Origin of the sequence: Sphingomonas sp. Leaf62, assembly GCF_001421915.1 — a bacterium.
GTDB lineage: Bacteria > Pseudomonadota > Alphaproteobacteria > Sphingomonadales > Sphingomonadaceae > Sphingomonas.
This window is the reverse complement of sequence record NZ_LMLN01000007.1, coordinates 22,237-46,196: the sequence shown is the minus strand read 5'-3', so window position 1 is coordinate 46,196 and position 23,960 is coordinate 22,237. Positions and strand designations below refer to the sequence as shown.

General features: G+C 66.9%; 25 protein-coding genes. 11 read left to right on the top strand and 14 right to left on the bottom strand.

Annotation, left to right across the window (positions count from 1 at the left end):
* Positions 1 to 16 precede the first annotated feature (16 nt).
* From ASE91_RS05060 to ASE91_RS05050, 3 genes are read left to right on the top strand one after another with little or no spacing between them, the layout of a single operon-like run.
* Positions 17 to 1,132, top strand: a complete 1,116-nt coding sequence (locus ASE91_RS05060; RefSeq protein ID WP_056623432.1) for a cysteine desulfurase family protein — start codon at positions 17 to 19, stop codon at positions 1,130 to 1,132.
* Positions 1,129 to 2,232, top strand: a complete 1,104-nt coding sequence (locus ASE91_RS05055) for a cysteine desulfurase family protein (protein WP_056623593.1) — start codon at positions 1,129 to 1,131, stop codon at positions 2,230 to 2,232. Before ASE91_RS05060 ends, ASE91_RS05055 begins: the two co-directional genes overlap by 4 nt.
* A complete protein-coding gene (locus ASE91_RS05050) occupies positions 2,229 to 2,558 on the top strand; it encodes a 2Fe-2S iron-sulfur cluster-binding protein (RefSeq protein ID WP_056623429.1) in 330 nt (109 codons plus the stop codon). The genes ASE91_RS05055 and ASE91_RS05050 overlap by 4 nt, the downstream gene beginning before the upstream one ends.
* Here ASE91_RS05050 and ASE91_RS05045 read toward each other — a convergent pair.
* Complete coding sequence (locus ASE91_RS05045; RefSeq protein ID WP_056623426.1) at positions 2,555 to 2,908, bottom strand: ribosomal maturation YjgA family protein; 354 nt, start codon at positions 2,906 to 2,908, stop codon at positions 2,555 to 2,557. The two genes, ASE91_RS05050 and ASE91_RS05045, sit on opposite strands and share 4 nt — an antisense overlap.
* A gap of 93 nt (positions 2,909 to 3,001) precedes the next feature.
* Between ASE91_RS05045 and ASE91_RS05040 the strand changes: the two genes are divergently transcribed.
* Positions 3,002 to 4,453: an ATP-binding protein gene (locus ASE91_RS05040; RefSeq protein ID WP_056623423.1), complete on the top strand. Its 1,452-nt coding sequence runs from the start codon at positions 3,002 to 3,004 to the stop codon at positions 4,451 to 4,453.
* A 23-nt stretch (positions 4,454 to 4,476) separates the two neighbouring features.
* Here ASE91_RS05040 and ASE91_RS05035 read toward each other — a convergent pair whose 3' ends face one another.
* From ASE91_RS05035 to serS, 5 genes are all read right to left on the bottom strand, one after another.
* Positions 4,477 to 5,859 carry a leucyl aminopeptidase family protein gene (locus ASE91_RS05035; RefSeq protein ID WP_056623420.1) on the bottom strand — a complete coding sequence of 461 codons (1,383 nt, stop codon included), beginning with the start codon at positions 5,857 to 5,859 and terminating at the stop codon, positions 4,477 to 4,479.
* Between the two features lie 59 nt (positions 5,860 to 5,918).
* Entirely contained in the window at positions 5,919 to 7,250 is a 1,332-nt protein-coding gene (rimO, locus tag ASE91_RS05030; RefSeq protein WP_056623417.1) for a 30S ribosomal protein S12 methylthiotransferase RimO, read from the bottom strand.
* A 112-nt stretch (positions 7,251 to 7,362) separates the two neighbouring features.
* Complete coding sequence (locus ASE91_RS05025; RefSeq protein WP_056623414.1) at positions 7,363 to 8,373, bottom strand: potassium channel family protein; 1,011 nt, start codon at positions 8,371 to 8,373, stop codon at positions 7,363 to 7,365.
* Entirely contained in the window at positions 8,370 to 9,446 is a 1,077-nt protein-coding gene (locus ASE91_RS05020; RefSeq protein WP_082453828.1) for a peptidoglycan DD-metalloendopeptidase family protein, read from the bottom strand. Before ASE91_RS05020 ends, ASE91_RS05025 begins: the two co-directional genes overlap by 4 nt.
* A 19-nt stretch (positions 9,447 to 9,465) precedes the next feature.
* Positions 9,466 to 10,743 carry a serine--tRNA ligase gene (gene serS / locus ASE91_RS05015; protein ID WP_056623411.1) on the bottom strand — a complete coding sequence of 426 codons (1,278 nt, stop codon included), beginning with the start codon at positions 10,741 to 10,743 and terminating at the stop codon, positions 9,466 to 9,468.
* Between the two features lie 95 nt (positions 10,744 to 10,838).
* Between serS and ASE91_RS05010 the strand changes: the two genes are divergently transcribed.
* From ASE91_RS05010 to dksA, 3 genes are all read left to right on the top strand, one after another.
* The gene (locus ASE91_RS05010) at positions 10,839 to 11,291 is read left to right on the top strand and encodes a host attachment family protein (RefSeq protein WP_056623410.1); all 453 of its coding nucleotides are present in this window, start codon (positions 10,839 to 10,841) and stop codon (positions 11,289 to 11,291) included.
* A 55-nt stretch (positions 11,292 to 11,346) separates the two neighbouring features.
* On the top strand, positions 11,347 to 12,057 hold the full coding sequence (locus ASE91_RS20060) for a hypothetical protein (RefSeq protein WP_200911199.1): 711 nt from the start codon (positions 11,347 to 11,349) through the stop codon (positions 12,055 to 12,057).
* 591 nt (positions 12,058 to 12,648) lie between these two features.
* Entirely contained in the window at positions 12,649 to 13,107 is a 459-nt protein-coding gene (gene dksA / locus ASE91_RS05000; protein ID WP_055994371.1) for an RNA polymerase-binding protein DksA, read from the top strand.
* A 45-nt stretch (positions 13,108 to 13,152) separates the two neighbouring features.
* On the opposite strand, the gene ASE91_RS04995 is transcribed toward dksA, so the two are convergent.
* Positions 13,153 to 13,308, bottom strand: coding sequence for a YdcH family protein (locus ASE91_RS04995; protein ID WP_082449468.1), 156 nt, complete (start codon positions 13,306 to 13,308; stop codon positions 13,153 to 13,155).
* 150 nt (positions 13,309 to 13,458) lie between these two features.
* Between ASE91_RS04995 and ASE91_RS04990 the strand changes: the two genes are divergently transcribed.
* Entirely contained in the window at positions 13,459 to 13,656 is a 198-nt protein-coding gene (locus tag ASE91_RS04990) for a YdcH family protein (RefSeq protein WP_055994365.1), read from the top strand.
* An 83-nt stretch (positions 13,657 to 13,739) separates the two neighbouring features.
* Positions 13,740 to 14,198, top strand: coding sequence for a DUF1465 family protein (locus ASE91_RS04985; protein ID WP_055994363.1), 459 nt, complete (start codon positions 13,740 to 13,742; stop codon positions 14,196 to 14,198).
* Here ASE91_RS04985 and ASE91_RS04980 read toward each other — a convergent pair.
* Complete coding sequence (locus ASE91_RS04980) at positions 14,193 to 15,137, bottom strand: NAD(P)H-dependent flavin oxidoreductase (RefSeq protein WP_056623407.1); 945 nt, start codon at positions 15,135 to 15,137, stop codon at positions 14,193 to 14,195. The genes ASE91_RS04985 and ASE91_RS04980 overlap by 6 nt on opposite strands.
* Positions 15,138 to 15,443: 306 nt before the next feature.
* Between ASE91_RS04980 and ASE91_RS04975 the strand changes: the two genes are divergently transcribed.
* A complete protein-coding gene (locus ASE91_RS04975) occupies positions 15,444 to 15,839 on the top strand; it encodes a hypothetical protein (protein WP_235530325.1) in 396 nt (131 codons plus the stop codon).
* Between the two features lie 197 nt (positions 15,840 to 16,036).
* On the opposite strand, the gene ASE91_RS04970 is transcribed toward ASE91_RS04975, so the two are convergent.
* The 6 genes from ASE91_RS04970 to cysS form a co-directional block, all read right to left on the bottom strand.
* Positions 16,037 to 17,371, bottom strand: a complete 1,335-nt coding sequence (locus ASE91_RS04970) for an Nramp family divalent metal transporter (RefSeq protein ID WP_056623401.1) — start codon at positions 17,369 to 17,371, stop codon at positions 16,037 to 16,039.
* A 26-nt stretch (positions 17,372 to 17,397) separates the two neighbouring features.
* Positions 17,398 to 18,399 carry a ferritin-like domain-containing protein gene (locus tag ASE91_RS04965; protein ID WP_056623399.1) on the bottom strand — a complete coding sequence of 334 codons (1,002 nt, stop codon included), beginning with the start codon at positions 18,397 to 18,399 and terminating at the stop codon, positions 17,398 to 17,400.
* Positions 18,400 to 18,419: 20 nt separating this feature from the next.
* Complete coding sequence (locus ASE91_RS04960; protein ID WP_056623395.1) at positions 18,420 to 19,439, bottom strand: ferritin-like domain-containing protein; 1,020 nt, start codon at positions 19,437 to 19,439, stop codon at positions 18,420 to 18,422.
* 326 nt (positions 19,440 to 19,765) lie between these two features.
* A complete protein-coding gene (locus ASE91_RS04955) occupies positions 19,766 to 21,139 on the bottom strand; it encodes a class II 3-deoxy-7-phosphoheptulonate synthase (RefSeq protein ID WP_055994349.1) in 1,374 nt (457 codons plus the stop codon).
* Between the two features lie 98 nt (positions 21,140 to 21,237).
* Positions 21,238 to 21,678 (bottom strand): TM2 domain-containing protein, encoded by a 441-nt coding sequence (locus tag ASE91_RS04950; RefSeq protein WP_056623392.1) that lies wholly within the window; start codon positions 21,676 to 21,678, stop codon positions 21,238 to 21,240.
* Between the two features lie 70 nt (positions 21,679 to 21,748).
* Positions 21,749 to 23,188 carry a cysteine--tRNA ligase gene (gene cysS / locus ASE91_RS04945; RefSeq protein ID WP_056623389.1) on the bottom strand — a complete coding sequence of 480 codons (1,440 nt, stop codon included), beginning with the start codon at positions 23,186 to 23,188 and terminating at the stop codon, positions 21,749 to 21,751.
* Between the two features lie 190 nt (positions 23,189 to 23,378).
* On the opposite strand from cysS, the gene ASE91_RS04940 reads away from it, so the two are divergent.
* Positions 23,379 to 23,951 (top strand): SRPBCC family protein, encoded by a 573-nt coding sequence (locus ASE91_RS04940; protein ID WP_056623587.1) that lies wholly within the window; start codon positions 23,379 to 23,381, stop codon positions 23,949 to 23,951.
* Positions 23,952 to 23,960 lie beyond the last annotated feature (9 nt).

The window sequence follows — 23,960 nt, the reverse complement described above, 5'->3', positions numbered from 1 at the left end:
CGGCGATGGCGCGAAGATGGATCGCGGCTATATAGGCCTGTGCAATCGGAACGGAAGTGTTTTGACGACCCGAACCTATCTCGACCACGCCGCGACCACCCCGATCCGGCCCGAAGCGGCAGCCGCCGTCATCGACGGCATGGCGCGCTGGGCCAATCCGTCGAGCCCGCATGCCGAGGGGCGCGCCGCCCGGCGGGCGCTGGAGGATGCGCGCGCGCGCATCGCGGCGGCGCTGGGCTGGGATGGCGAGGTCATCCTGACCGGCGGGGCGAGCGAGGCGCTGGCGATCGCGCTGCGCGCTGCAGGCCGGTACGAAACGGTCGTTAGCGCGGTCGAGCATGACGCGGTCCTGCGTGCGGCGGAAAGCGACATCCGGCTGCCTGTGGGCGAGGATGGGCTGGTCGATCTCGACGATCGTTCGTCGTTGCTCGCCGCCTTCGATCCCCGCGAAGCGACCGAACGGTTCGCGATTCAGTCCGCCAACAGCGAGACGGGTGTGTTGCAGCCGCTCGACCGGATCGATGCGCTCCGGCGGGAGGCTTGGATCGGGCGGCCGATCACACTGGTTGCGGACTGTTCGCAAAGCGCCGGCAAGCTGCCGCTGCCGCCCGCCGACCTGATCGTCGTGTCGGCGCACAAGCTCGGCGGACCGCCGGGGATCGGCGCGCTGCTCGTCCGGGACCTGGCGTTGCTGCGCCCGACCGGCGGGCAGGAGCAGGGCTATCGCGGGGGCACGGAAAACCTGCCCGCCGCGCTGGGCTTTGCCGCCGCGCTGGAGGCTTCGCGCGACTGGTTCGACCGGGTGACGATGCTCCGCGCGGAACTGGACCGCATCGTGCGGGCGCATGGCGGCGACGTGATCGCCGATGCGTCACCCCGGATCCCGACCATCGCCGCCTATCGACTGCCGGGGCGGTCGGCGGCGGCGCAGCTGATGCGGCTGGATTCGGCAGGGTTTGCGGTGTCGGCCGGGAGCGCGTGTTCGTCGGGGACGCTCAAGACCAGTCACGTCCTGACGGCCATGGGCATCGACGCCAAGGCGGCGAGCGAAGTGATCCGCGTCAGTTTCGGCTGGACGACGACCGCCGACGACGTCGAGCGATTCGCCGAGGCATGGAGGGCGATGGCATGACCTATCTGGATTATCAGGCGACGACGCCGCTCGCGCCGGAGGCGTTCGAGGCGATGGTGCCGTGGCTGCGCGACCACCACGCCAACCCGCACTCGCCGCATCGCGAGGGGCGGCGGGCAAAGGCGACGGTAGAGGTCGCGCGCGATCAGGTACTGGCCGCGCTGGCCCCGGGTGCGGAGGGGCGGCTGTTCTTTACCAGCGGCGCGACCGAGGCGGCGAACTGGGCGATTGCAGGGACGTTCGAACGGTCCGGCGCTGCCCGGCCGAAGGTGGTGACGATCGCGACCGAGCATAGCTGCGTGCTCGATACGGTGCAGGCGCTGGCGGCGCGGGGGGCGGAGGTCGTGGTGCTGCCGGTCGGTGCGGACGGGCTGGTCGATCGCGATGCGGCGGTGGCGGCGATCGATGAACGGACCGCGCTGGTCGCGGCGATGCTGGTCAATAACGAGATCGGCGTGGTGCAGCCGATCGCATGGCTCGGCGAACTGGCCCGGTCGGTCGGGGCGGTGATGGTCTGCGATGCGGTGCAGGGCTGGGGGCGAGTCGCGCTGCCCGTTTCGGTTTGCGACCTGATCGCGGTGTCGGCGCACAAAATCTATGGGCCGAAGGGGATCGGCGCGCTGTGGGTTCACGCCGGAACCGAACCGGCCACCCTCCTGTACGGCGGCGGGCAGGAAGGAGGGTTGCGATCGGGCACGCTCAGTCCCGCCTTGTGCGCCGGGTTCGGCGTGTCAGCGGCGTTGCTGACGCAGGACGATCCGTCGCATGTCGAGACCTTGTGGGATGCGGCGCGGGCGGTGTTGTCGGCACCCGACTGGGTGCTGAACGGGGATGCCGGGGCGCGCTGGCATGGCAATCTCAACGTGCGGATGGACGGGCTGGATGTGGCGCGGCTGATGAGCGAATGTCGTGACATCGCCTTTTCGGCCGGATCGGCCTGCGCCAGCGGATCGGGGCGGACCAGCCATGTGCTGCGCGCGATCGGATTGAGCGATGCGCAGGCGAAGAATGCGATCCGGATCGGGTTCGGGCGCTACACGAGGCAGGAGGAACTGGTGGCGGCATTGCAGGCGATCGATCGCGCGGCGCGGGGGCAATGATGATCGTCCGCTTCGTCCGCGCCGATGGCACCGTCGAGGAAGCGCGCGGGGCGGCCGGCGACCGGCTGCTCGATCTGGCGCAGGCCTATGACCTGCCGCTCGAAGGGACGTGCGGCGGGCAGATGGCGTGTTCGACCTGCCACGTCATCGTCGATCCCGCCGACGCGCCGCGCCTGCCGCCGCCGGGCGAGGACGAGGAGGACATGCTCGATTTTGCCGAAGGCGCGGTCGCGACCAGCCGGCTGGCCTGTCAGATCGTGCTCGACGAGTCGCTCGACGGGCTGACGGTGCGGATGCCCGCTGCGGCCCGCGACGCGCGGCGCTAACGTTCGACCAGCAGCACTGCGACCGCGCCGCTGGCATAGGCGATGAAGTCTTTCGGATCGAAACCGCTGCCGAGGATCATCCGGGCGAAGCGGTCGTGATCGAGGCCGATGGCGGCAAGCACACGGAAATACTGGCCGAACTCGATCACGACGGCGATGGCGAATGCGATCAGCGTCGCCGGCAGGACGCCCGCGCTGGTGACGGCGCGCAAGCCGGCATAGACCAGCACCACCGCCAGCGCGTCGCCGACATAGGGCCGGACGATCGGATCGTGCAGGAACAGCGCGATGGCAAGCTCGATCGCCAGCAACGCGATGGTCAGCGCGGCATAGCCCCTGTGCAGTCGCATGGTTGCTCCCCGAACGGTGCGATCGGCATGGCGTGCGACGGGCGTCGACGCAAGCGCTTGCCCCGACGCGGCACCACCGCCTAAAGACCCGCGATGACCGTGAACGTCGATATGGGGACGGACCCGGCGGGCAAGACCGTTCCCCTTGATCTCGAAGAATTGTTGGCGACCCGATTGCTGGTGCAGGGCAATTCGGGGTCGGGAAAGTCGCATCTCCTCCGCCGCCTGCTCGAACGCAGCGCGGGCCATGTCCAGCAGGTGGTGATCGATCCCGAAGGGGATTTCGTCACGCTGGCAGGCGCCTATGGCCATGTCGTGATCGAGGCGGCCGACCATAGCGAGCGCGAGGTCGCGAGGTTCGCGACGCGCGCGCGCGAGCATCGCGCCTCGGTGGTGCTCAGCCTCGAAGGGCTGGAGGCGGAGGGGCAGATGAGGTGCGCCGCAGCGTTCCTGAACGCGCTGTTCGATGCGCCGCGGGAGCATTGGTATCCGGCGCTGGTGGTCGTGGATGAAGCGCAGTTGTTTGCGCCGGCGGGCGGGGGCGAGGTCGTCGAGGAAGTGCGGCGTGCGTCGCTGTCGGCGATGACTAACCTGATGTGCCGCGGGCGCAAGCGCGGCCTTGCCGGCGTGATCGCGACCCAGCGTCTGGCGAAGCTGGCCAAGAACGTCGCGGCCGAGGCGTCGAACTTTCTGATGGGGCGCACCTTCCTCGACATCGACATGGCGCGGGCGGCCGATCTGCTCGGCATGGAGCGGCGGCAGGCCGAGGCGATCCGCGATTTGCAGCGCGGGCATTTCCTCGCGCTGGGACCAGCGGTGTCGCGGCGGCCGTTGTCGATCAAGATCGGTCCGGTGCAGACGTCGGCGCGCAGCGGCAGTCCCAAGCTGACGCCGCTGCCGAGCGCACCGGTGGCCGATATCAAGGGTTTGTTGCTCGCCCCGGTCGAGGCGATGCTACCGCTTGGGCCGCCGATCCGGCACGTTGCGCCGCCCGAAGCGGTGGAGGCGGCGATTGCCGCGCCGGTGCGACCGAACAACGCGCCCGACCTGCCCGAACGGTCGGCGGACGAAACCGATACGATCGTCGCGGAGGTGCTGCGGGCGCTGATCGAGGACGAGGGCGATCAGCCACGCGCGGCGGCGGTGCTGTATCAGGACTTCGACGTGCGCTGCCGCATGGTCGGCCTGCCGCGCCCGCCGCTCGACCTGCCGGCCTTCACGCGGCGGCTGGCGTGCGCGCGGGCCGGCATTTTCGAAGCGCCGGACGAGGAATGGGCACAGGCGCTGGCGATCGCGGATGTGTTGCCCGACGACATGCTCGGCGCGTTCATGCTCATCGCGCGGGCGGCGCGGGAAGGGCGGCCCTGCCCGAGCGATGCGGCGATCGCGCGGACCTATGGGACGAGTTCGCTGGGGCGGGTAAAGCGGCTGCTCGCCTATATCGAGGGGCGCGATCTGCTGGTGTGCCGCATCGATCTGGCGGGCAAGCGGTCGATCGCGTTGCCGCATCTGGGGTGGACGACCGAGGCGGCGGAGGCGGCGTGATTCCTCCCCGTGCCGGGGAGGAGTTAGGGGTTGGCGTAGCGATCCTTCAAGAGCCGCCATGTCGCGCGCAGGCCATAGGCCTCGCCGCCCTTCGCCCGGCCCGGTTTTGCCGCCGCGCGCCATGCGAAGGTGTCGAGATGTGCCCATGCGATCCCCGGCGCCACGAACCGCCGCAGGAACAGCGCGGCGGTGACCGCGCCCGCCATGCCGCCATCGGGGGCGTTGACCATATCGGCGATGTCGGATTTCAGCAGGTCGTCATACCCGTCCCATAGCGGCATCCGCCACAACGGGTCCTCTTCCGCCGTGCCCGCCGCGAGCAGGTCGGCGGCGAGCGTGTCGTCATTGGCGAAGGTCGCCGGCAGGTCGGGGCCAAGCGCCACGCGCGCGGCACCGGTCAGGGTCGCGAAGTCGATCAGCAGCTCGGGGTGATCCTCGCACGCCCGGGTCAGCGCATCGCCCAAGACGAGCCGCCCTTCGGCATCGGTATTGGTGTTCTCGACCGTCAGCCCCTTGCGCGTGGTCAGCACGTCGCCGGGACGGAAGCTGTCGGCCGATACGCTGTTCTCGACCGCCGGGATCAGCAGATGGAGCCGGACCGGCAGATGCGTCTCCATCACCAGCCCGGCGAGGGCCAGCGCATGGGCCGCGCCGCCCATATCTTTCTTCATCAGGCGCATGCCCGAGGACGGCTTGATATCGAGCCCGCCACTGTCAAAGCACACGCCCTTGCCCACCAGCGCGACGCGCGGATGCGCCGGATTGCCCCAGCCCAGTTCGATCAACCGCGGTTCGCGGCCTTTGGCGGCGGCTTTTCCGACCGCATGGATCATCGGATAGCCGGTCTCCAGATCGCGACCGGAAGTGACGGTGACGGTCGCGCCGTGCGCGTCGCCGATGGTGCGGACGGCAATGGCGAGTTCGGCAGGGCCGAGGTCGGCAGCGGCGGTGTTGACCAGATCGCGGACCCGCGCGGTGGCGGCGGCCTGTCGCAATGCTTCGTCGATCCGGGCCGGTTCGGTGGAAAGCAGGATGCGGGGGGCGTCGTCATCGCCCTTGCGATAGCGGGTGAAGCGATATTGCGCGGTCGCCCAGCCGAGCTTCGCCGCGCCGGGGGTGCCGCTCGCGAGGCGATAGCTGCCGGCGGGAAGCTGCGCGGGCAGGTGCGCCAGATCCCATGCCGACAGGTTCGCCGGGTCGGCGACGACGGTTGCGACCGACCATTCTTCGGGTCGTTCGCCCGGCAGCGTCGCGGTCTTGCCGGCCTTGGCGACCAGCCGCTGCGCCGTCGCGGCGGCGCGGATGCGCGGGGGTTGCTGATCAAGCCACGCATCGAACGCGGCTACGGGGATCAGGTGGATGGTACGGGCGTCCTGCCCGCGGTCGGCGATGATCATCGGAGTCATCGCTCGGATGTAGGGGGCGGGGGGCGTCCTGTGCAATCCTCCCCGTGCCGTAGAGGATTTCAGGCCACCGGCACGCCGTACAGGTCGTGTTCGTCGGCGTCCTCGACCTCGGCCTTGACGATATCGCCCTGTGCCAGATGGCCGGCGTCGCGCAGGAATACCTCGCCGTCGATACCCGGCGCGTCGGCAGTGCTGCGGCCGGTCGCGCCGCCTTCCTCGCCGACCTCATCGATGATGACGTCGATCGTGCGCCCGATCTTTGCGGCCAGCTTGGCGGCGGAGATCGCAGCGGTCTTTTCCATGATCCGCGCGTAGCGTTCTTCCTTCACCGCCTCCGGCACCGGATCGGGCAGCGCGTTGGCGGCGGCACCCTCGACGGGTTCGAAGCGGAACGCGCCGACCCGGTCGAGCTGCGCCTCGTCCAGCCAGTCGAGCAGATACTGGAAATCGGCTTCGGTCTCGCCCGGGAAACCGACGACGAACGACGAACGGATCGCGATGTCGGGGCACACCTCGCGCCAGCCGCGCAGGCGTTCGAGCACCTTGGCATCGTTCGCCGGACGCTTCATCGCCTTTAGAACATTGGGCGACGCGTGCTGGAACGGAATGTCGAGGTACGGCAGCACCAGCCCCTCGGCCATCAGCGGAATGACGCTGTCGACATGCGGATAGGGATAGACATAGTGCAGCCGCACCCACGGCGCGATCTGCCCCAGCTCGCGCGCCAGATCGGTCATGTGCGGCACGACCTCGCGCCCCTTCCATGCGCGCGGTTCGCGGCGGATGTCGATGCCATAGGCCGAGGTATCCTGGCTGATGACCAGCAGTTCCTTCGTCCCCGCCGCGACCAGCTTTTCCGCCTCGCGCAGGATCGCATCGGGCCGCCGGCTGACCAGATCGCCGCGGATCGACGGGATGATGCAGAACGAGCAGCGGTGGTTGCAGCCCTCCGAAATCTTCAGATAGCTGTAATGGCGCGGCGTCAGTTTGAGGCCGCTTTCAGGAACGAGATCGACGAACGGCGAGGGGATCGGCGGCGCGGCTTCGTGCACCGCCTCGACCACCTGTTCATATTGATGCGCGCCGGTGACGGCCAGCACCTGCGGAAAGCGGGCACGGATCGTGTCCGCCTCCTGCCCCATGCAACCGGTGACGATGACGCGGCCGTTTTCGGCGATCGCCTCGCCGATCGCTTCGAGCGACTCTTCCTTGGCGGAGTCGAGGAAACCGCAGGTGTTGACCAGCACGACATCGGCCCCTGCATAGTCGGGCGACATCTGATACCCGTCGCTGCGCAATTTGGTTAGGATGCGTTCGCTGTCGACAAGGTTCTTGGGACAGCCGAGGGAAACCATCCCGACACGGGGAGGCGAAGGAAGACGAGTTGCCATGATTGCCCGGTCACATAGCGATTTCGGCAAAAAATGATAGGGGCGGTGGTGCGGTCCGGTTTGCCGCGTCGAGCGAAGGTCGTGAAGCTGCGGAACCGCGCGGCGTCCGGCGTTATCGGGTAACCACTTCGACGATCATGTCGCCGGGTTGCAGGTTGCGGGCTTCCGGGCTGTCGAACCGGATCTTGTCACCCTGCCGATAGACGCGCAGGCCGAGGCCGGTAGTGATCGCCGAGAGCGGCTGGCCCACCTCGTGCGCGGCGACCGGGCGTTCGGACAGCGCGACCGCGCCGTCGATCGACGCCAGATCGAGCATATAATCGGCCATATGCGGCCCGCGACACGATCCGGCGAGCAGCAGGCCGGCGAAGCTGACCGGATTGATGACTGTCGTCGCCCCGGCGGCACGGGCGGGAAACTCGTTGTCCTCCGCCTTCACGATGACGCTGATCGTCAGATCGGGAGCAAGATGGCGGGCGGTCAGCGTCACCAGCACCGACGTGTCGTCGCGACCGGTGGCGACGATCAGCGCCCGTGCGCGGGCGATGCACACGTCGTTCAGCGTCGCGTCGCGGGTGGCATCGGCCAGCAGCACGATGCAGCCGAGTTTTTGCGCGGCGTCGAGATGCGCCTGAACGGGATCTATCACAACGATCCGGCGCGGGTCCTCGCCCCGCGCGACTAGTTCGTCGACCGCCTCGGAACCGGTCTTGCCGAAGCCGGCGACGACGATGTGACCGGTCAGTTTGTCTTGCAACAGCGCCATGCGCCAACGCTCCCAATTGCGGCGAAGGACGAATTGATAGGTCGTGCCGATGAACAGCAGTACGACGAAGACCCGGATCGGCGTAACGATCAACGCGTCGAACAGCCGCGCGCGTTCGCTGACCGGCGCGATATCGCCATAGCCGGTGGTCGTGATCGAGATCATCGTGAAGTAGATCACGTCGGCGAAGCTGACCTGTCCGTCATAATTGTCGCGCAGACCCTCGCGATCGAACCAGTGCACCGCGACCGCGATGCCGACCAGCGTCAGGACCGCGACCACCCGCCACAGGATCGATGCCCAGACCGGCAGCGGCGACGATTGCCGCAGGACGGCGCGACGGGATGGTGGTTTCACCGGCGGGGCAGTCGTGACAGCGGATCAACCGGGGTACGGCCCGACCGCACCTCGAAATGGACCGCCGGGCGTTCGGCATAGCCGGTGTCGCCCGACAATGCGATCTTCTGCCCCTTCTTCACCGCCTGCCCGCGCTGCACCAGCAACTGGCTGGCATGGCCGTACACGGTGGTGAGGCCGCTGCCATGGCGGATGATGACCACCCCGCCAAGCCCCGGCACGCCGGTGCCGACATAGGCGACGGTCCCGGCGGCGGCAGCGGCGATCGGCGTGTCGATCGGGACCGCAATCTTTATGCCGTTGTTGCGCTCCCCGCTGTCGCCCGCGCCGAATCGTTTGAATACCCGGCCATCGACCGGCCAGATCAGCGTGCCCGGATCGGCGCTGGGCGGGGCGACGGCAGCGGTCGACGGCAGGACCCGACGGGGCGAGGTGACGGCGGGGGCAGGGCGTGCGTCTGGTTCGATCGCCGGTTCGCCGCCGGTCAGGATGTCGTCGATGTCGAGCTGGAACGCGGCGGCGCGTTCGGCGGCCGACCGCGGCACGGCATCGACCGGGATCAGAATGCGCTGCCCGGCTCGCAGGATGAACGGTTCGGTAAGCGCATTGGCCGTGGCGATGCGCGACCAGTCGACGCCGTACGCGCGGGCAATGGCGATGCCGCTCTCGCCCTTGCCGACCATATGGTAGCGGCCGCCGGGGATGGTCAGGCGCTGGCCGGCGCGGATTATGAACGGCGGCGGCAGATTGTTGGCGCGCGCGATCGCCTCGGTCCCGGCACCGGTCAGGTTGGCGATGCCGCGCAGCGTATCGCCGGGGCGGACGACATAGCTGCTGGGCGCGACGCTCCGCGCGTCGGGCACGACCCGCCTCGCTTCCCATGCGGGCGGCGGCGACGGCAGGGCGGTGACGCCGTCGCCTTGGGACTCGGTGGCGGGCGGAGTGCCGGGGGCGGCGGTCGGTGCCGGTTCGACCGTCGGCTGTGACACGATGCGGCCCGGATTGGACGGGATACAGCCACTCGCGCCGATCATCAGCGCCGCCGCTATCGCACCCCGTGTCGCGAACCGCATCACCGCCCCCGTTCGTTGCTTAACCCGCCGGGGTCAGGACGTCCTGCCCGACATACCGGCGCAGCACGTCGGGCACGACGACCGAGCCGTCGGCCTGCTGATAATTCTCCAGCACTGCCACCAGCGTCCGCCCGACCGCAAGGCCGGACCCGTTGAGGCTATGGACGAAGCGCGTCGCCTTCTCCCCCTCCGGGCGATAGCGCGCGTTCATGCGGCGTGCCTGAAAATCGGTACAGGTCGAACAGCTCGAAATCTCGCGATACCGGTTCTGGCCCGGCAGCCATACTTCGAGATCATAGGTTCGCGCCGCCGAAAAGCCCATGTCGCCGGTACACAGTTTCATGCGACGGAACGGCAGGACGAGGCGGTTGAGGATGTCCTCCGCCGCCTGCGTCATCCGCTCATGTTCGGCGTCCGACTGATCGGGGGTGGTGATCGACACCATTTCCGCCTTCTCGAACTGATGCTGGCGGATGAAGCCGCGTGTGTCGCGCCCGGCGGCACCCGCTTCCGAACGGAAGCACATGGTAAGCGCGGTAAAGCGCAGCGGCAGTTCGCGCTCGGCGAGAATCTGCCCGGCGACGATGTTGGTCAGCGACACTTCGGCGGTCGGGATCAGCCAGTGATCGCCGGTCGTGCGGAACAGATCCTCGGCGAATTTCGGCAACTGACCGGTGCCGTACAGCGCCTCGCCACGCACCAGCACCGGCGGCACGACCTCTTCAAAGCCATGGATGCCGGTCAGCGTATCGAGCATGAACTGGCCGAGCGCACGATGCAGTTTGGCAGCTGCACCGCGGACCAGCGTGAAGCGTGCGCCCGACAGCTTGGCCCCGGTTTCGAAATCGAGACCGATCGCCGGCCCGATCGCGTCATGCTCGGCGGGGGGGAAGGCGAAGGCGGTGGGATCGCCGACCGTCTTTTCGACGACATTCTCGTCCTCGCCCGTCCCTTGCGGAACGTCGGCGAGCGGCAGATTTGGGATCGCGGCAAGGCGGGCGGTCAGTTCCTCGCCGAGCATCGCCTCCTCCGCCTCGATCGCGGGCATCCGCTCCTTGAGCGTTGCGACTTCGGCCATCAGCGCGGTGGCGGTCGCTTCGTCGCGGCTTGCCTTGGCCGCGCCGATCGCCTTCGACGCTTCGTTGCGGCGCGCCTGCGCGACCTGCACTTCGGTCAGCAGGGCGCGACGGCGTTCGTCGAGATCAACGATCGCGGCCGACAGGGGCTCCATCCCGCGGCGGGCAAGGGCGGCATCGAAGGCGGCGGGATCGTCGCGGATCAGGCGGATATCGTGCATGGCCGGGCTATGGCGAGCGCCGGTCGGCCATGCAAGCCGCAACCGCCGCCGCCGCCGGTGCGTTGGGAGGTCGTTGCAATCAGAGGAGAGATGGAATGCGGATTCCCCATGACGCCTGTGTGTTGGTCGCGGATGGCCGCAAAATGCTGTTTTTCCGCAACGAGGGCGATGCGAATACGCCGAACCTTGTCGTCGAGGATCAGGCGATGCAGGCGAACCCCGCCGATCGCCATCAGAAGACCGACGCCGCCGGACAGGCGCAGTCGCTCCGTGGCGGCAATTTCGCGCAGGGCGGCGGCAGCATGGGCGAGACCGACTATCATCAGCAGGCGGAGGATCGCTTCGCCGCCGAAGCGGCCGAACTGCTGCGCAAGCGCGCGCTGGCCAACGAGTTCGAGGCGCTGATCGTCGTCGCCCCGCCCAAGACGCTGGGCGAAATGCGCAAGCATTATCACAAGACGGTCAGCGAGCGCCTGACCGGTGAACTCGACAAGGACCTGACCGGCCATCCGGTCGACCAGATCGAAAAGCTGATTTCGGCTGCATGATTGATCCGCGGACCGCGCGTTGTCGCGCGCGGTCCGTTAGTCGGCGACGGCGGTCTTGCGCGCCAACCGCTTGCGCAGGACCAGCGCCGCAGCCGCTCCACCGAACAACAGCAGCATCGGCGGGGCGGGGACCGGCGTCGGCCCGTCGGGATTTCCGGGCGGCGGCTTGCCATTCGAACTGCCGTTCGAGCTCCACCCGCCGTTCGAACTCCACCCCTTGCTCGACGAGCCGTTCGACGAGGACGAGGTCGACGTGCTGGTCGAACCCGACGATGCCGAGGACGTGCTGGTCGAAACGTTACCGCTCGACGAAGACGAGGTTGAGGACGAGACGTCGCCGCTGGACGAGGCCGACGACGATACATTGCCGCTCGACGAAGACGACACGTTTCCACTGGATGAGGAGGAAACATTGCCGCTGCTGCCGCCGGAGGCGGACGACGTGCTGCTGGTGCTCGAAACGCCACCGGTGCTGGTCGACGACCCGCCCGACGACGTCGAGGAAGAAGAGCCGCCCGAGCCACCCGACGAGGTAGAGGTCGAACCGCCGCTCGTGCTCGATGTCGAGGAGACGATGATCCCGCTCGACCCGCCGCCGGAACCGCCGCCGCCGCCGAAGAAGCCGCCAGCAAAGAAACCGCCACCGATCCCGCCGCCGCCGGTGCCACCGACCAACACCGGTCCGCCGCCAAAGCCGCCGCCGCCCAGCATCGGCGACATGTCCGTACCGGTGAAGGCCGGGGGTAGCGGGACCGGTGCCCCCTGACTGGCGACGGTTACCACGGTCGGCGGGCACACCGTCTTGGTCCGCGTGACGACGCGGGTGACGACACGGCGCGGTGCCGGACGGGGCGCTGCCCGTTTGGTGATGGCGCGTTTGGTGATCGCCCGCTTCGTGATCTCACGGTTCTGGGCATATTCGGCGACATGCACGGCACCGCCGCCAAGGACGGCACCACCGCAGGCACATGCGCACAGTTTCGCCAGGGCCATCTTCACCGACATGCCGCACCATTCTTCCTGTAAGAACCACCGGTCATCGCGTCGCCACGATACTCGGGGGTCAATCTGCTCCACCAAGACAAAACAAAGCGTAAAACTCAACCCATGCCGGGTTCGTTTTGCCGCCTTATTTGGGAACGGCGCGACACGCCAGCCGGCGACGGCGGTTAACGTACCGTAAAGGGACGTGGGTTCACAAGCGAACCGATCCGGTTAACCCTTTTGAACCGCCGCGCTTTCGACGGCTGGTCCTGGACGCTTGTGGTGCTGCCTTCCGCCCGATATAGGCGCGCGGACAAACGAGAGGCGGCACCCCGCGGACTTCGTCAGGGGAAGCTCCGGGGTGGAGATTGGGATGGCCACGGTTTTGAGCGATACGACACGACCTCTCGACATACCGCCGCCGGCAAATGATGACGGGTATCGTCCGCACGCGGACGAGCCGTTCATGAATCCGCGGCAACAGGCCTATTTTCGCGCCAAGCTGCTCGCTTGGAAGGAAGCGATCCTGCGCGAATCGCAGGATACGCTGGCGCATCTTCAGAATGAATCGCTGCGAGAGGCGGATCTGACCGATCGTGCGTCGAGCGAGACCGACTGGTCGATCGAACTGCGGACCCGCGACCGGCAGCGCAAGCTGATCTCCAAGATCGAGGCGGCGGTGCGTCGGATCGACGACGGTGAATATGGGTATTGCGAGGTGACCGGAGAGCCGATCGCGCTGGGCCGGCTGGAAGCGCGTCCGATCGCGACGATGACGGTAGAGGCGCAAAGCCGTCACGAACGGCAGGAAAAGGTTTCGCGCGAGGAATAGCGTCGATGCGAAGCGCGGGGCCGATGACCGACCCCGCGCGGTGCGTCACAGCGACGATATCTCCTGCTTCACCTGCAATTTGCGTTTCTTTAGCGACGACAGGAGCGACTGATCGGGCGCGGGGCGATGGGTCTCTACCGAAATCTGTCGGTCGAGCGTCGCGTGTTTCGCTTCGAGTGCGGTGAGGTGGGCAGACTGCATCGTTGCATCCTCCTGCTTGGCTGTTGGGGGAATGAGTAGAACACAGGACCGGGCCAATGTCGCCATGTCCGATGGGATTTTCGACACGACGTGCGAAAATCGCTGACGGACCGTTGCCAGCGCCCGGACGGCGGGTGACTATGGGAGCCGATGGACGAATCGGACCTTGAGCAGCGGCTGGGACTGTTGCGGATCGAGCACCGCGATCTGGACGACGCGATTGCGGCGCTGGCAACCGCGACTCACCTCGACCAGTTGCAGCTGGCACGGCTGAAACGCCGCAAATTGCGCCTCCGCGACGAAATGGCGGCGATCGAGGACCAGTTGATCCCCGATATCATCGCCTGATCGTCATATTCGGGGACGGACGGCACAGCCAGCCAATCCGGCCGCCTCTTTCGCGAGTCGAGCCGGCGTGGCATCCTGCCGCCATGGACGTAGCCGAAAACGGTGCGATGGTGCATCGCCGATTGATCGATTCGATGTACGTCGAAGCGATGGTGCTCGCCGATGAGGCACGCGCCTATTTCGATCAGGTCGGGATGGCCGAGCGGGCGACGCTCGATCCCATGGCGCGTGTGGTGCTGTCCTGCGAGTCGCTGAAGATCACGACCCGGTTGATGCACGTTATCGCATGGCTGTTGACGCAGAAGGCGATCGACGCGGGCGAGATGTCGCAGGAAATGGGTGACGATCCGTTGCGCACGCTGGCCGCCGGGCCGGCAACCGACGACGACACGCTGGGGGCGATGCCGGTGGGCACGCAGACGCTGATCCGGGCGAGCGTTGATCTGTATCGGCGGGCGGAACGGATGGAGCGGTCGCGGAGCGCACCGCCGGCAGCCAGTCCCGCGCGGGCGATGTTCGAACGGCTGGCGACGCGGCTATAGCAGGCGGGTACGGGCGGCCTGATATTCGGCCGCCATCCGGGCGACAAGATCGGCGGCGGGGACGACCGCGTCGACCGCGCCGATGCCTTGCCCGGCACCCCAAATATCCTTCCATGCCTTGGCCGCCGAACCGAAATTCATCGCCGAATGGTCGCTTTCGGGAAGAGCGTCGGGATCGAGTCCGGCTGCGACGATCGAGCCACGCAGATAATTGCCGTGTACGCCGGTGAACAGATTGCTGTAGACGATATCGTCGGCGCGACCGTCGACCACCGCCTGCTTATAGGCCGGGACGGCACTGGCTTCGGCGGTCGCGATGAAGGGGGATCCGACATAGGCGAGGTCGGCACCCGCTGCCTGCGCCGCCAGTACCGCCCCGCCATTGGCGATCGCTCCCGACAGCGCGAGCGGGCCGTCGAACCATTGCCGCACCTCCTGCGTGAAGGCGAAGGGGTTGAGACGACCGGCATGGCCGCCGGCCCCGGTGCAGACGAGAATCAGCCCGTCGGCACCCTTTTCCACCGCCTTGTGCGCGAAGCGGTCGTCGATCACGTCGTGCAGGGTAATGCCGCCCCAGCCATGGACGGCAGTATTGAGATCCTCGCGCGCGCCGAGCGAGGTGATGACGATCGGAACTTTCCATTTGGCACAGGTAGCAAGGTCCGCCTCCAGCCGATCGTTCGAACGGTGGACGATCTGGTTCACCGCGAACGGCGCGGCGGGACGGTCGGGATTGGCGCGGTCATGCGCGGCCAGTTCCTCGGTAATGCGGTGCAACCATTCGTCGAGCTGCGCCTGCGGGCGGGCGTTCAGCGCCGGGAACGAGCCGACGATCCCCGCCTTGCACTGTTCGATGACCAGATCGGGGCCGGAGATGATGAAGAGCGGCGAGCCGATCACGGGGAGGGCGAGCGTGTCGAACAAGGGAGGGAGCGCCATATCAGTTTCATAGCGCAACCATAATCGCTGTCCAGTGGCGGAAGGTGGCGAAGTTGACACGATGGCGATGTTAGAGCGTGGGGCAGTTGGCGTTTAAATACCGCAATGGCAATTGGTTAGAATAGTTCGGATCCCTCCGAAGTTTACACCGGCTGTACCGCGAACCCGAGACCGGAACGGCGCTTTCAAAGAACAGTCGCATCGTCGCACGGCCCGGCAAAGTAGGAAAGCTTGCCCGCCACCTATGGCCAACGCGTTGTTAACCGGTCTGTCCTATCGTCGTTCGCGGCAGAGAGAAGGATGATGATGGTCGAGGTCACGCGCAAGCGTAGTCTGGTGCTGTTCGAGGTCGGTGCGGCGGCGCTGTTGCTGTTGCTGGCATTCGGGCTGGCGGCGAAGGGGGTGCTCGACATCCACCATTATCCGAGCCAGCCGGTCGTGGCGGCGGCATTCGCGACGCCGGCCGGGTGCGACTATGCCGGTGAGAAGTCGACCGCCCGGGTGCCTGCGCCCTGCGTCACCGCCGCGTATCGGCTGGCCGGGCTGACCGACCTCGGACTTCATGCCGGGAAGGGCGACGAACATTGGTACCGGGTCGGCGACGATGCGCTGTTGCTGCTCTGCGTCGACGGCGACGCGACCTGTCTGGTGCGCGCGCGGGTGTCGGGCAAGTTCGTGCGCGGCGCAGGCGATCAGGCTTAGGAGCGATCGACATTCAGCGACAACCACGGAATTTCGTTATTCCCGCGCAGGCGGGAAGCCATGACGCCGAGGGTTTGGCTGGATTCGCGACGCCGGCGTATATGGACTCCCGCCTGCGCGGGAGTAACGAAAGGGGATGGAACACTAATCCGGCGTCCAGCGAACCGAATGTCGAGCCCGTCTAGTTTAGATGCCGGTCAGCCGGTCACGACCTGATACAACAGCACCGAATTGAGCACGATCACCGCCGCACAGATCGTCCATGCCGCCATCGCAAGGACCGGGCGATTGGCGAATTGGCCCATCTTGGCGCGATCGCCGGTGAAGCGGACCAGCGGGTAGACGGCGAAGGGGAGTTGCAGGCTCAACACCACCTGGCTGGCGATCAGCAATTGCGCGGTCCCGCTCTCGCCATACAGGCTGGCGACGACCACCGCCGGCACGATCGCGATCAGCCGGGTGACGATCCGCCGCAGCCACGACGGCAGCCGGATGTTCAGAAACCCTTCCATCACGATCTGTCCGGCGAGCGTCCCGGTGATCGTCGAGTTCTGCCCCGATGCCAGCAAGGCGACGGCGAACAGGATGCTGGCGGCACCGGCACCGAGCATCGGCGTCAACAACTGATACGCGTCCTGAATTTCCGCCACGTCGGTCCGCCCGGCGGTGTGGAAGGTCGCGGCGGCGAGGATCAGGATCGATCCGTTGATGAACAACGCCAGCATCAGCGCGATCGAGCTGTCGATAGTGGCGAGCTTCACCGCTTCACGCCGGCCCTCGACCGATCGATCAAAGCTGCGCGTCTGCACGATCGAACTGTGCAGATAGAGGTTGTGCGGCATCACCGTCGCGCCGAGTATGCCGATCGCTATGTACAGCATCGCCGGGTTGGTGACGATCTCCGCACGCGGGATCAGGCCGCCCGCGATGGCGGCGAGCGAGGGTTGGGCAAGCGCCAGCTCGACCGCGAAGCAGCCCGCGATCACGATCAGCAGGGCGACGATGAACGCCTCCAGCTTGCGAAAGCCATATTGCTGGAGCAGCAGGATCAGCATCACGTCGACCGCGGTGATGCACACGCCCCATACGAGGGGAATACCGAACAGGAGTTGCAAGGCGATGGCGGTGCCGATCACCTCCGCCAGATCGCAGGCGATGATCGCCAGTTCGCATAAGGCCCACAGCACCCAGCGGGTCGGTGCCGGATAATATTCGCGGCATGCCTGCGCAAGGTCGAGGCCGGTGACGATGCCGAGCTTGGCCGACAGCGATTGCAGCACCATCGCCATGATGTTCGACAACAGGACGACCGACAACAGCGTATAGCCGAACGCCGATCCGCCGGCGATGTCGGTCGCCCAGTTGCCGGGGTCCATATAGCCGACCGCGACCATATAGCCGGGGCCGGCAAAGGCGCCGAGCTTTCGCCAAAATTGTCCCGCACCGGCCGGAACGGGCACGGTGCGGAACGATCCGGGAAGGCTGGGTCGACGTTCCGGGGCGGGTTCGGCGGCGGACGGTGGTGGTGCCATGGTCGGTCGCGTTCCCCGGAATCGTGTCAAATCGCGGCGCTGGTCTTCAGCAGCCCGTTGACGCCAGCGGGGAAGAACCCGCCGAGCGCGACCGAGCTACGCGTCTGATATGCGACGTTCAGCACCTGGGCCGGCGCGCGGGCATAGGTGATGCCGCTGCCGTCAGTGGGCACGATATTCGACGCGTTGTTGGCAGGACGCACGCCCTGATCGATATCGGCCGCGCCGTCGAACCCGTCGCGGGCGGTCGACAGTGCTTCGGTCGCATCGATCAATGCGGGCGTGGCGATGCCGCGACGATAAAGCGCCGAGCGGATCAGGCCGGCATGATAGGATTTGGCACCCTGCATCCCGGCGGCGGCATCGAGGAACGCGGCACCAGCGAGCGAGCCGATGATCCCGCGATAGGCGGTGACGACCACATCCTCGAACACGAACGCGCCGAGCAGGAAGCGATCATCGCTTTCATACACGTCGTAGGTCGCCGTCGCGGCGGTGATGAGCGCGGCGGTGCGGGCAAGGTTGGAAAAGGCGCTGGTCGCGGTGACGCCAAGGTCGATCGCGGGCTGCGCGATCACGGTCGAACCGATCACGCCGCGCAGAAAGGCGACATGGGCACGGGTGTCGGCGGCGAGTTCGCGGGCATAGCGACCGATCGTCGCATCTTCGAACACGCGCTGCCGCCCGCCGGTCGCCGCACCGGCGGTGCCGCTGCCACCGAGCAGGCTGGCGTCGAGGCCGGCACCGGTCGTGGCGACGCTGTAATATTGCCCCTGCAGATACGCGAAGTTCAGCGTGAAATTGAGAATGTCGGCATCCGTCGCCGGGCTTGGCACCGGTGTCGGCGTGCCCGATGCGGTCGGCGTGGGGGTGGGCGTCGGCGTCGGCGCAGGATTGCCGTTGTTGCCACCGCAGGCGGCAAGCAGCCCGGCCCCGGCGACGGCGGCGGAGACGCCACCGGCGGCGCGCAGGAAGTCGCGGCGGCTGTCGCCGGCATTGCGGTCCATCAGGATCGATTCGTTGGTCATTGGTCTCGCTCCCGAAAGGCTCAGTTCGCCGCGCTGGTCTTGATGTTGCCGTTGACGCCGGCCGGGAAGAACCCGCCCGTCGCGACGGCATTGCGGTTCAGATAGGCGATGTTGAGCACCTGTCCGGTGGTGCGGCCGTAAGGCAGGCCGTTGGTGTCGAACGGCATGATGTTCGACTGGTCGCCGATCGGGCGGATGCCCTGATCGATATCGATGCCGCCGTCGAGGCTGTCGCGCGCGTTGGAGATCGATTCGGTCGCATCGATCAGCGACGGTGCCGCCAGCCCGCGGACATAGAGCGCCGAACGGATCATCGACGCATGATAGGCTTCCGCGGCGAGGATGCCGGCGGCGGCCTGTCGGATCAGCGTGTTGGCGATGATCGGCAGCGCACCGCGATAGGCGGTGACGCCGACATCCTCGAACAGATAGGCGGCCAGTAGAAAATTATCGTCGCTGGCGTACGGATCGAAGGTCTCGCCGGCGCCGATCAGCCCGGCGGCCCGCGCGGCGTTCGAAAACGCGCTTGTCGCGGTCGCGCCGATGTCGAGTGCGGGCATGGCGACGGCGGAGTTGCCGAGCGCGTTGCGGATGAATTCGACGTGGGCGATTTCGTCCTGTGCGATTTCGCGGGCGAAATTGGCGATGACGGGGTCGTTCAGCGTCGCCTTGCGTCCACCCGTCACTGCGCCCGGCGTCGTGCCGGTCGGGCCGGTCAGCAGGCTGGCGGCAAGGCCGGTGCCGTTGGCGGCGAAGGCATAGAATTGCGCTTCGAGATATTCGAGATTCAACGCGAAGTTCAGCACGTCGATGTCGGACGCACCGGCGGTTCCCGAGGGGGAAGGGGTCGGCGTGGGCGTTGCGGTGGCGGTCCCGGTGGGGGTCGGCGTCGGCGAGGAATTGCCGCTATCGCACGAGGTCAGCGCGAGGCCGCCGCCGATCGCCGCGGCGGCACCGAACGCGCGGAAGAAGTCGCGGCGTTCCTCACGCCGGCGCGTCCGTGCGTCCAGCGCCTCTACCATCTGTGTCTCGTCGGTCATCTACCGGTTCCCTTAACGCGTTCGGCCCCGTCCCGCACGGAATCGCGGAACGACCCGGGCCAGTCGTGTGACGTGCGCGCCATGGTGGCGGCGCGCGTGCCCGTTGCCGACGTGCTGTATTGCGTGTGGGCGCAAGAGGCTAGGGGGTGGTTGTGCTTCGGGAAATTCGACGGGGCCGGGAGGCGGTACAGAGGTAAGAGCGTCCTCGCGAGCGTGCTAGGATCACTCGATATTCCGTGATTCAGGCATCCGTCCTCGTCACCCCGGATCGAGTCCGGGGTGACGGGTCGGGGCAGTACCGGGCAGGAGCCCGCTTGAAAGCCCCGTTACGCCGCGACGCGGCGGCGTTCGGACAGTTCCTCGTTCAGCATCTCGGCGAGCAGGAACGCCAGTTCGAGGCTCTGCCCGGCGTTCAGGCGCGGATCGCAGTGGGTGTGGTAGCGATCGGCGAGGCTCTGTTCGGTGACCGCAATCGCGCCGCCGGTGCATTCGGTAACGTTCTGCCCGGTCATTTCGGCGTGGATGCCGCCGGCATGGCTGCCCTCCGCCCGGTGTACGGCGAAGAAGCCGCGCACTTCGGCGAGGATCCGGTCGAACGGCCGCGTCTTGTACCCCGTCGTCGCCTTGATCGTGTTGCCGTGCATCGGATCGCACGACCACACCACCGGATGCCCTTCGCGCTGAACGGCGCGGATCAGCTTGGGCAGGCCCGCCTCGATCTTGTCATGGCCATAGCGGGTGATGAGCGTCATGCGGCCGGCAACCCGGTTCGGGTTGAGCGTGTCGAGCATCCGCAGCAGCGCATCGGGCTCAAGGGTGGGGCCGCATTTGATGCCGATCGGATTGCCGATACCGCGCAGGAATTCGACATGCGCCGACCCGTCGAAGCGGGTGCGGTCGCCGATCCACAGGAAATGGGCGGAGGTGTCGTACCAGTCGCCGGTCAGCGAATCCTGCCGGGTAAGCGCCTGTTCGTACGGGAGCAGCAGTGCTTCGTGACTGGTGTAGAAGCTGGTCGCCTTCAGCTGCGGCACGCTGTCGGCATCGATGCCGCAGGCGGCCATGAAGTCGAGCGCCTCGCCGATGCGGTCGGCGACGTCGGCATATTTCTTGGCCCATGGGGACCGGCCCATGAAGTCGTGCGTCCAGCGGTGGACCTGATGTAGGTTCGCATAGCCGCCCGTCGCGAAGGCGCGCAGCAGGTTGAGCGTTGCCGCCGCCTGCGAATAGGCGCGGATCATCCGCTGTGGATCGGGGATGCGGCCTTCGGGGGTGAAGGCGATGTCGTTGATGTTGTCGCCGCGATAGCTGGGCAGTTCGACGCCGTCGACGACCTCGGTATCGGCCGAGCGCGGCTTGGCGAACTGGCCGGCCATGCGGCCGAGCTTCACGGTCGGCAGCTTCGACGCGAAGGTCAGCACGACCGCCATCTGGAGGATGACGCGGAAGGTGTCGCGGATATAGTTGGGATGGAATTCCGCAAAGCTTTCCGCACAATCGCCGCCCTGCAACAGGAACGCGCGGCCCTCGGCCACTTCGGCGAGCTCGGCGGTCAGGCTGCGGGCTTCGCCGGCAAAGACCAGCGGCGGATAGTTCGCGAGCTGTGCCGTCGCTGCGTCGAGCGCCTGCGCATCGGGGTAATTGGGAAGCTGGCGCGCTTCGGCGGTGGTCCAGCTATCGGGGGCCCAGTTGGCGGCCATGTGCGGTATCCATCAAGTCGGTTCGGGCAATTCCCATGCGCGAAACCGGTCGGTCGCGCAATGAAGGAAAGGTTGGTGAGGCCGATCGACCGCTTCGATCAGCCGTAGCGGTTGTGGAACTCGTCATGGTCCATGACGAGATAGCGGATCGCATCGATCAGCGCCCAGATACCGGTGACGAGCAGGCCGACGACGGTGCAGGTCAGCAGCAGCATGACGATGCCCGACCCGGTCTTGCCAAGGTAGAAGCGGTGGATGCCGAGCGTGCCGAGGAAGAAGGCGAACAGGACCGCTGCGATCTTGTCCTTGCGCGGGCGGCGGCGGCGATCGTTATTCGCCGGGACCGGCGCGACGGTGCCGGGGACGTGGTAGATCCGCAGCGCGCGGCCGTTCGACACCTCGAAATCGACCTGCGCGCCCACCGCCGGGCCGACGCGGTCGCTCCAGTCGTCGGGCTCGAACCAGTAACGCTGTCCGTCGTCGCCGGCGATCCGCCCCTCGCGTCCGTCCCGATCGACGCCCAGCACCTGTCCCCGCATATCGTCCCCCGATGATTCGCGGGCCGGGTATGAAGGCGAAGCGGGGCCGGGAGCAAGGGGTTAGCGGATGCTATCCCAGCGTCGGCCGCCAGTCCCAGCCGAGCGGGTCGCCGTCCATGACCTCCACGCCCGCGGCGGTCAGTTCGTCGCGGATCGCGTCGCTCTTCGCGAAATCCCTGGCGGCGCGGGCTTCGCGGCGGTCAGACAGGCGGGCTTCGATCGCGTCGGCGTCGATGGTCGCACCGGCGGGACGGACGCGCAGGTCGGCGCGTTCGAGGGTGGCGAGACCGAGGCCCAGCACCGCGTCGAAATCGGCGAGCGCCGCCAGCCGGTCGGCGGGGGTCAGCTTCTTGTCGGCGAGCAGTTCGTCGAGCACCGGCAGTGCGCGCGGCGTGTTGAGGTCGTCGGACACGGCCGCATCGAGGCGTTCGCGATAGGCCGCGGCTTTCGTCGCATCGCCGGTACCCGAGGCGCGGGTGCGCAGGGCGACGACGGTCATCGCCAGCCGCTTCAACCGGGTCAGCGCCGCGACCAGATTATCGGCGGAGAATTCGAGTTCGGACCTATACTGCGCCGACAGGCACATCATCCGATAGGCGAGCGGATGGACGCCACCATCGATCAGCGTCTGGAGCGTGGTGAACACGCCCTTCGACTTCGACATCTTGCCGGAGCGTTCGACGAGGAAATTGTTGTGCATCCAGAAGGCGGCACCGCTGTCGGCACACCCGCAATAGGCCTGGTTCTGGGCGATTTCGTTCGGGTGGTGGATCTCGCGATGGTCGATGCCGCCGGTGTGGATGTCGAACGGCGCCCCCAGATATTTGAGGCTCATCACCGAGCATTCGAGATGCCAGCCCGGCGCGCCCTTTCCCCAGGGTGAGTCCCATTCCATCTGCCGCGTCTCGCCCGGCGGGGTCTTGCGCCAGATGGCGAAGTCCTGCGGATGGCGCTTGCCCGCGACGGGATCGATGCGGCCTTCGCCGGCATCGTCGTGTCCACCGGCCAGCGCGCCATAGTTGGGCACGGTGCTGCTGTCGAAATAGAGGCCGCTGTCGAGTTCGTAGCAATGCTCGGGTGCGATGCGTTCGGCAAAGGCGATCATCTCGGCGATGTGATCGGTCGCCACCGACCAGCGCGTCGGGTCGTCGATGTTGAGGTCGCGCAGATTGCCCTTGAACGCGGCAGTATAGTGCGCGGCGATGTCCCAGATCGACTGGGCGCGCGCCTTTGCCGCCGCCTCCATCTTGTCGTCACCGGCATCAGCGTCGGAGGTCAGATGGCCGACATCGGTGATGTTGATGACATGGGTGAGCGGATAGCCTTTCCACCGCAACACCCGGCTGAGCGTATCGGTGAAGACGTACGCGCGCAGATTGCCGATATGGGCATAGTTGTAGACGGTCGGCCCGCACGAATAGACGCGCACGCCCTTTACCGGGTCGAGCGGTTCGAACCGCTGGAGGCTGCGAGTCAGCGAATTGTGAAGCGTGAGCTGGGCACCATGCATGGCCGATCGCATAGCGCCGCGCGCCCCGTCTGCAAATCCGTACCGTTGACCGGTAAAGTGGCAGTTGGCCCGGAACAGGGCTGGGCGACAGTGGTTGAGGATGCGGTGGTTAAAAACCGCAGCTAGAACAAATATTTAACATGGATCAATTCGCCGGGCCGCTGGGTTCGGCGGACAGGAGAGCATGACCATGGCCCGAAGCGAACACCCCGATGATATCGAACGGGACGATGCGCCTGCCTTCACATCGAAGGACGGGGCCGAACGCGGCGCGGCCGCACCGAACGGCGAGTCGTCGGTGTCGGGCGTTGCGGTGACCATCAACCGACCGGCCGGCGAACTCTATGCCTATTGGCGCGACTTCCGGAATCTGGCGACGTTCATGCAGAATGTTCAGGCGATCGAGTTGCACGATCGCGACCGATCGCACTGGACGGTAGCCGGCCCCAACGGGCAGTACGAATGGGACGCCATCGTTACCGAAGATGTCGATGGCGAACGTATCGGCTGGCGCGCCGAAAATAGCGACGTGCCGAACAGCGGCTGGGTATCGTTCCATGAAGCGGCGCCCGGACGCGGCACGGTGGTGACGGCAATGATCGCCTATTCTCCACCCGCCGGCATCCTTGGCAAGCTGGTTGCCAAGGTGACGCAGAAGGAACCGGCGATCCAGTCGCGCCGTGATCTGCGCCGGTTCAAGCAGCTGATGGAAACCGGCGAGATCGCGACGACCACGCCGCCCAACCGCGAACCCAAGTCTTAAAAGAAGGAG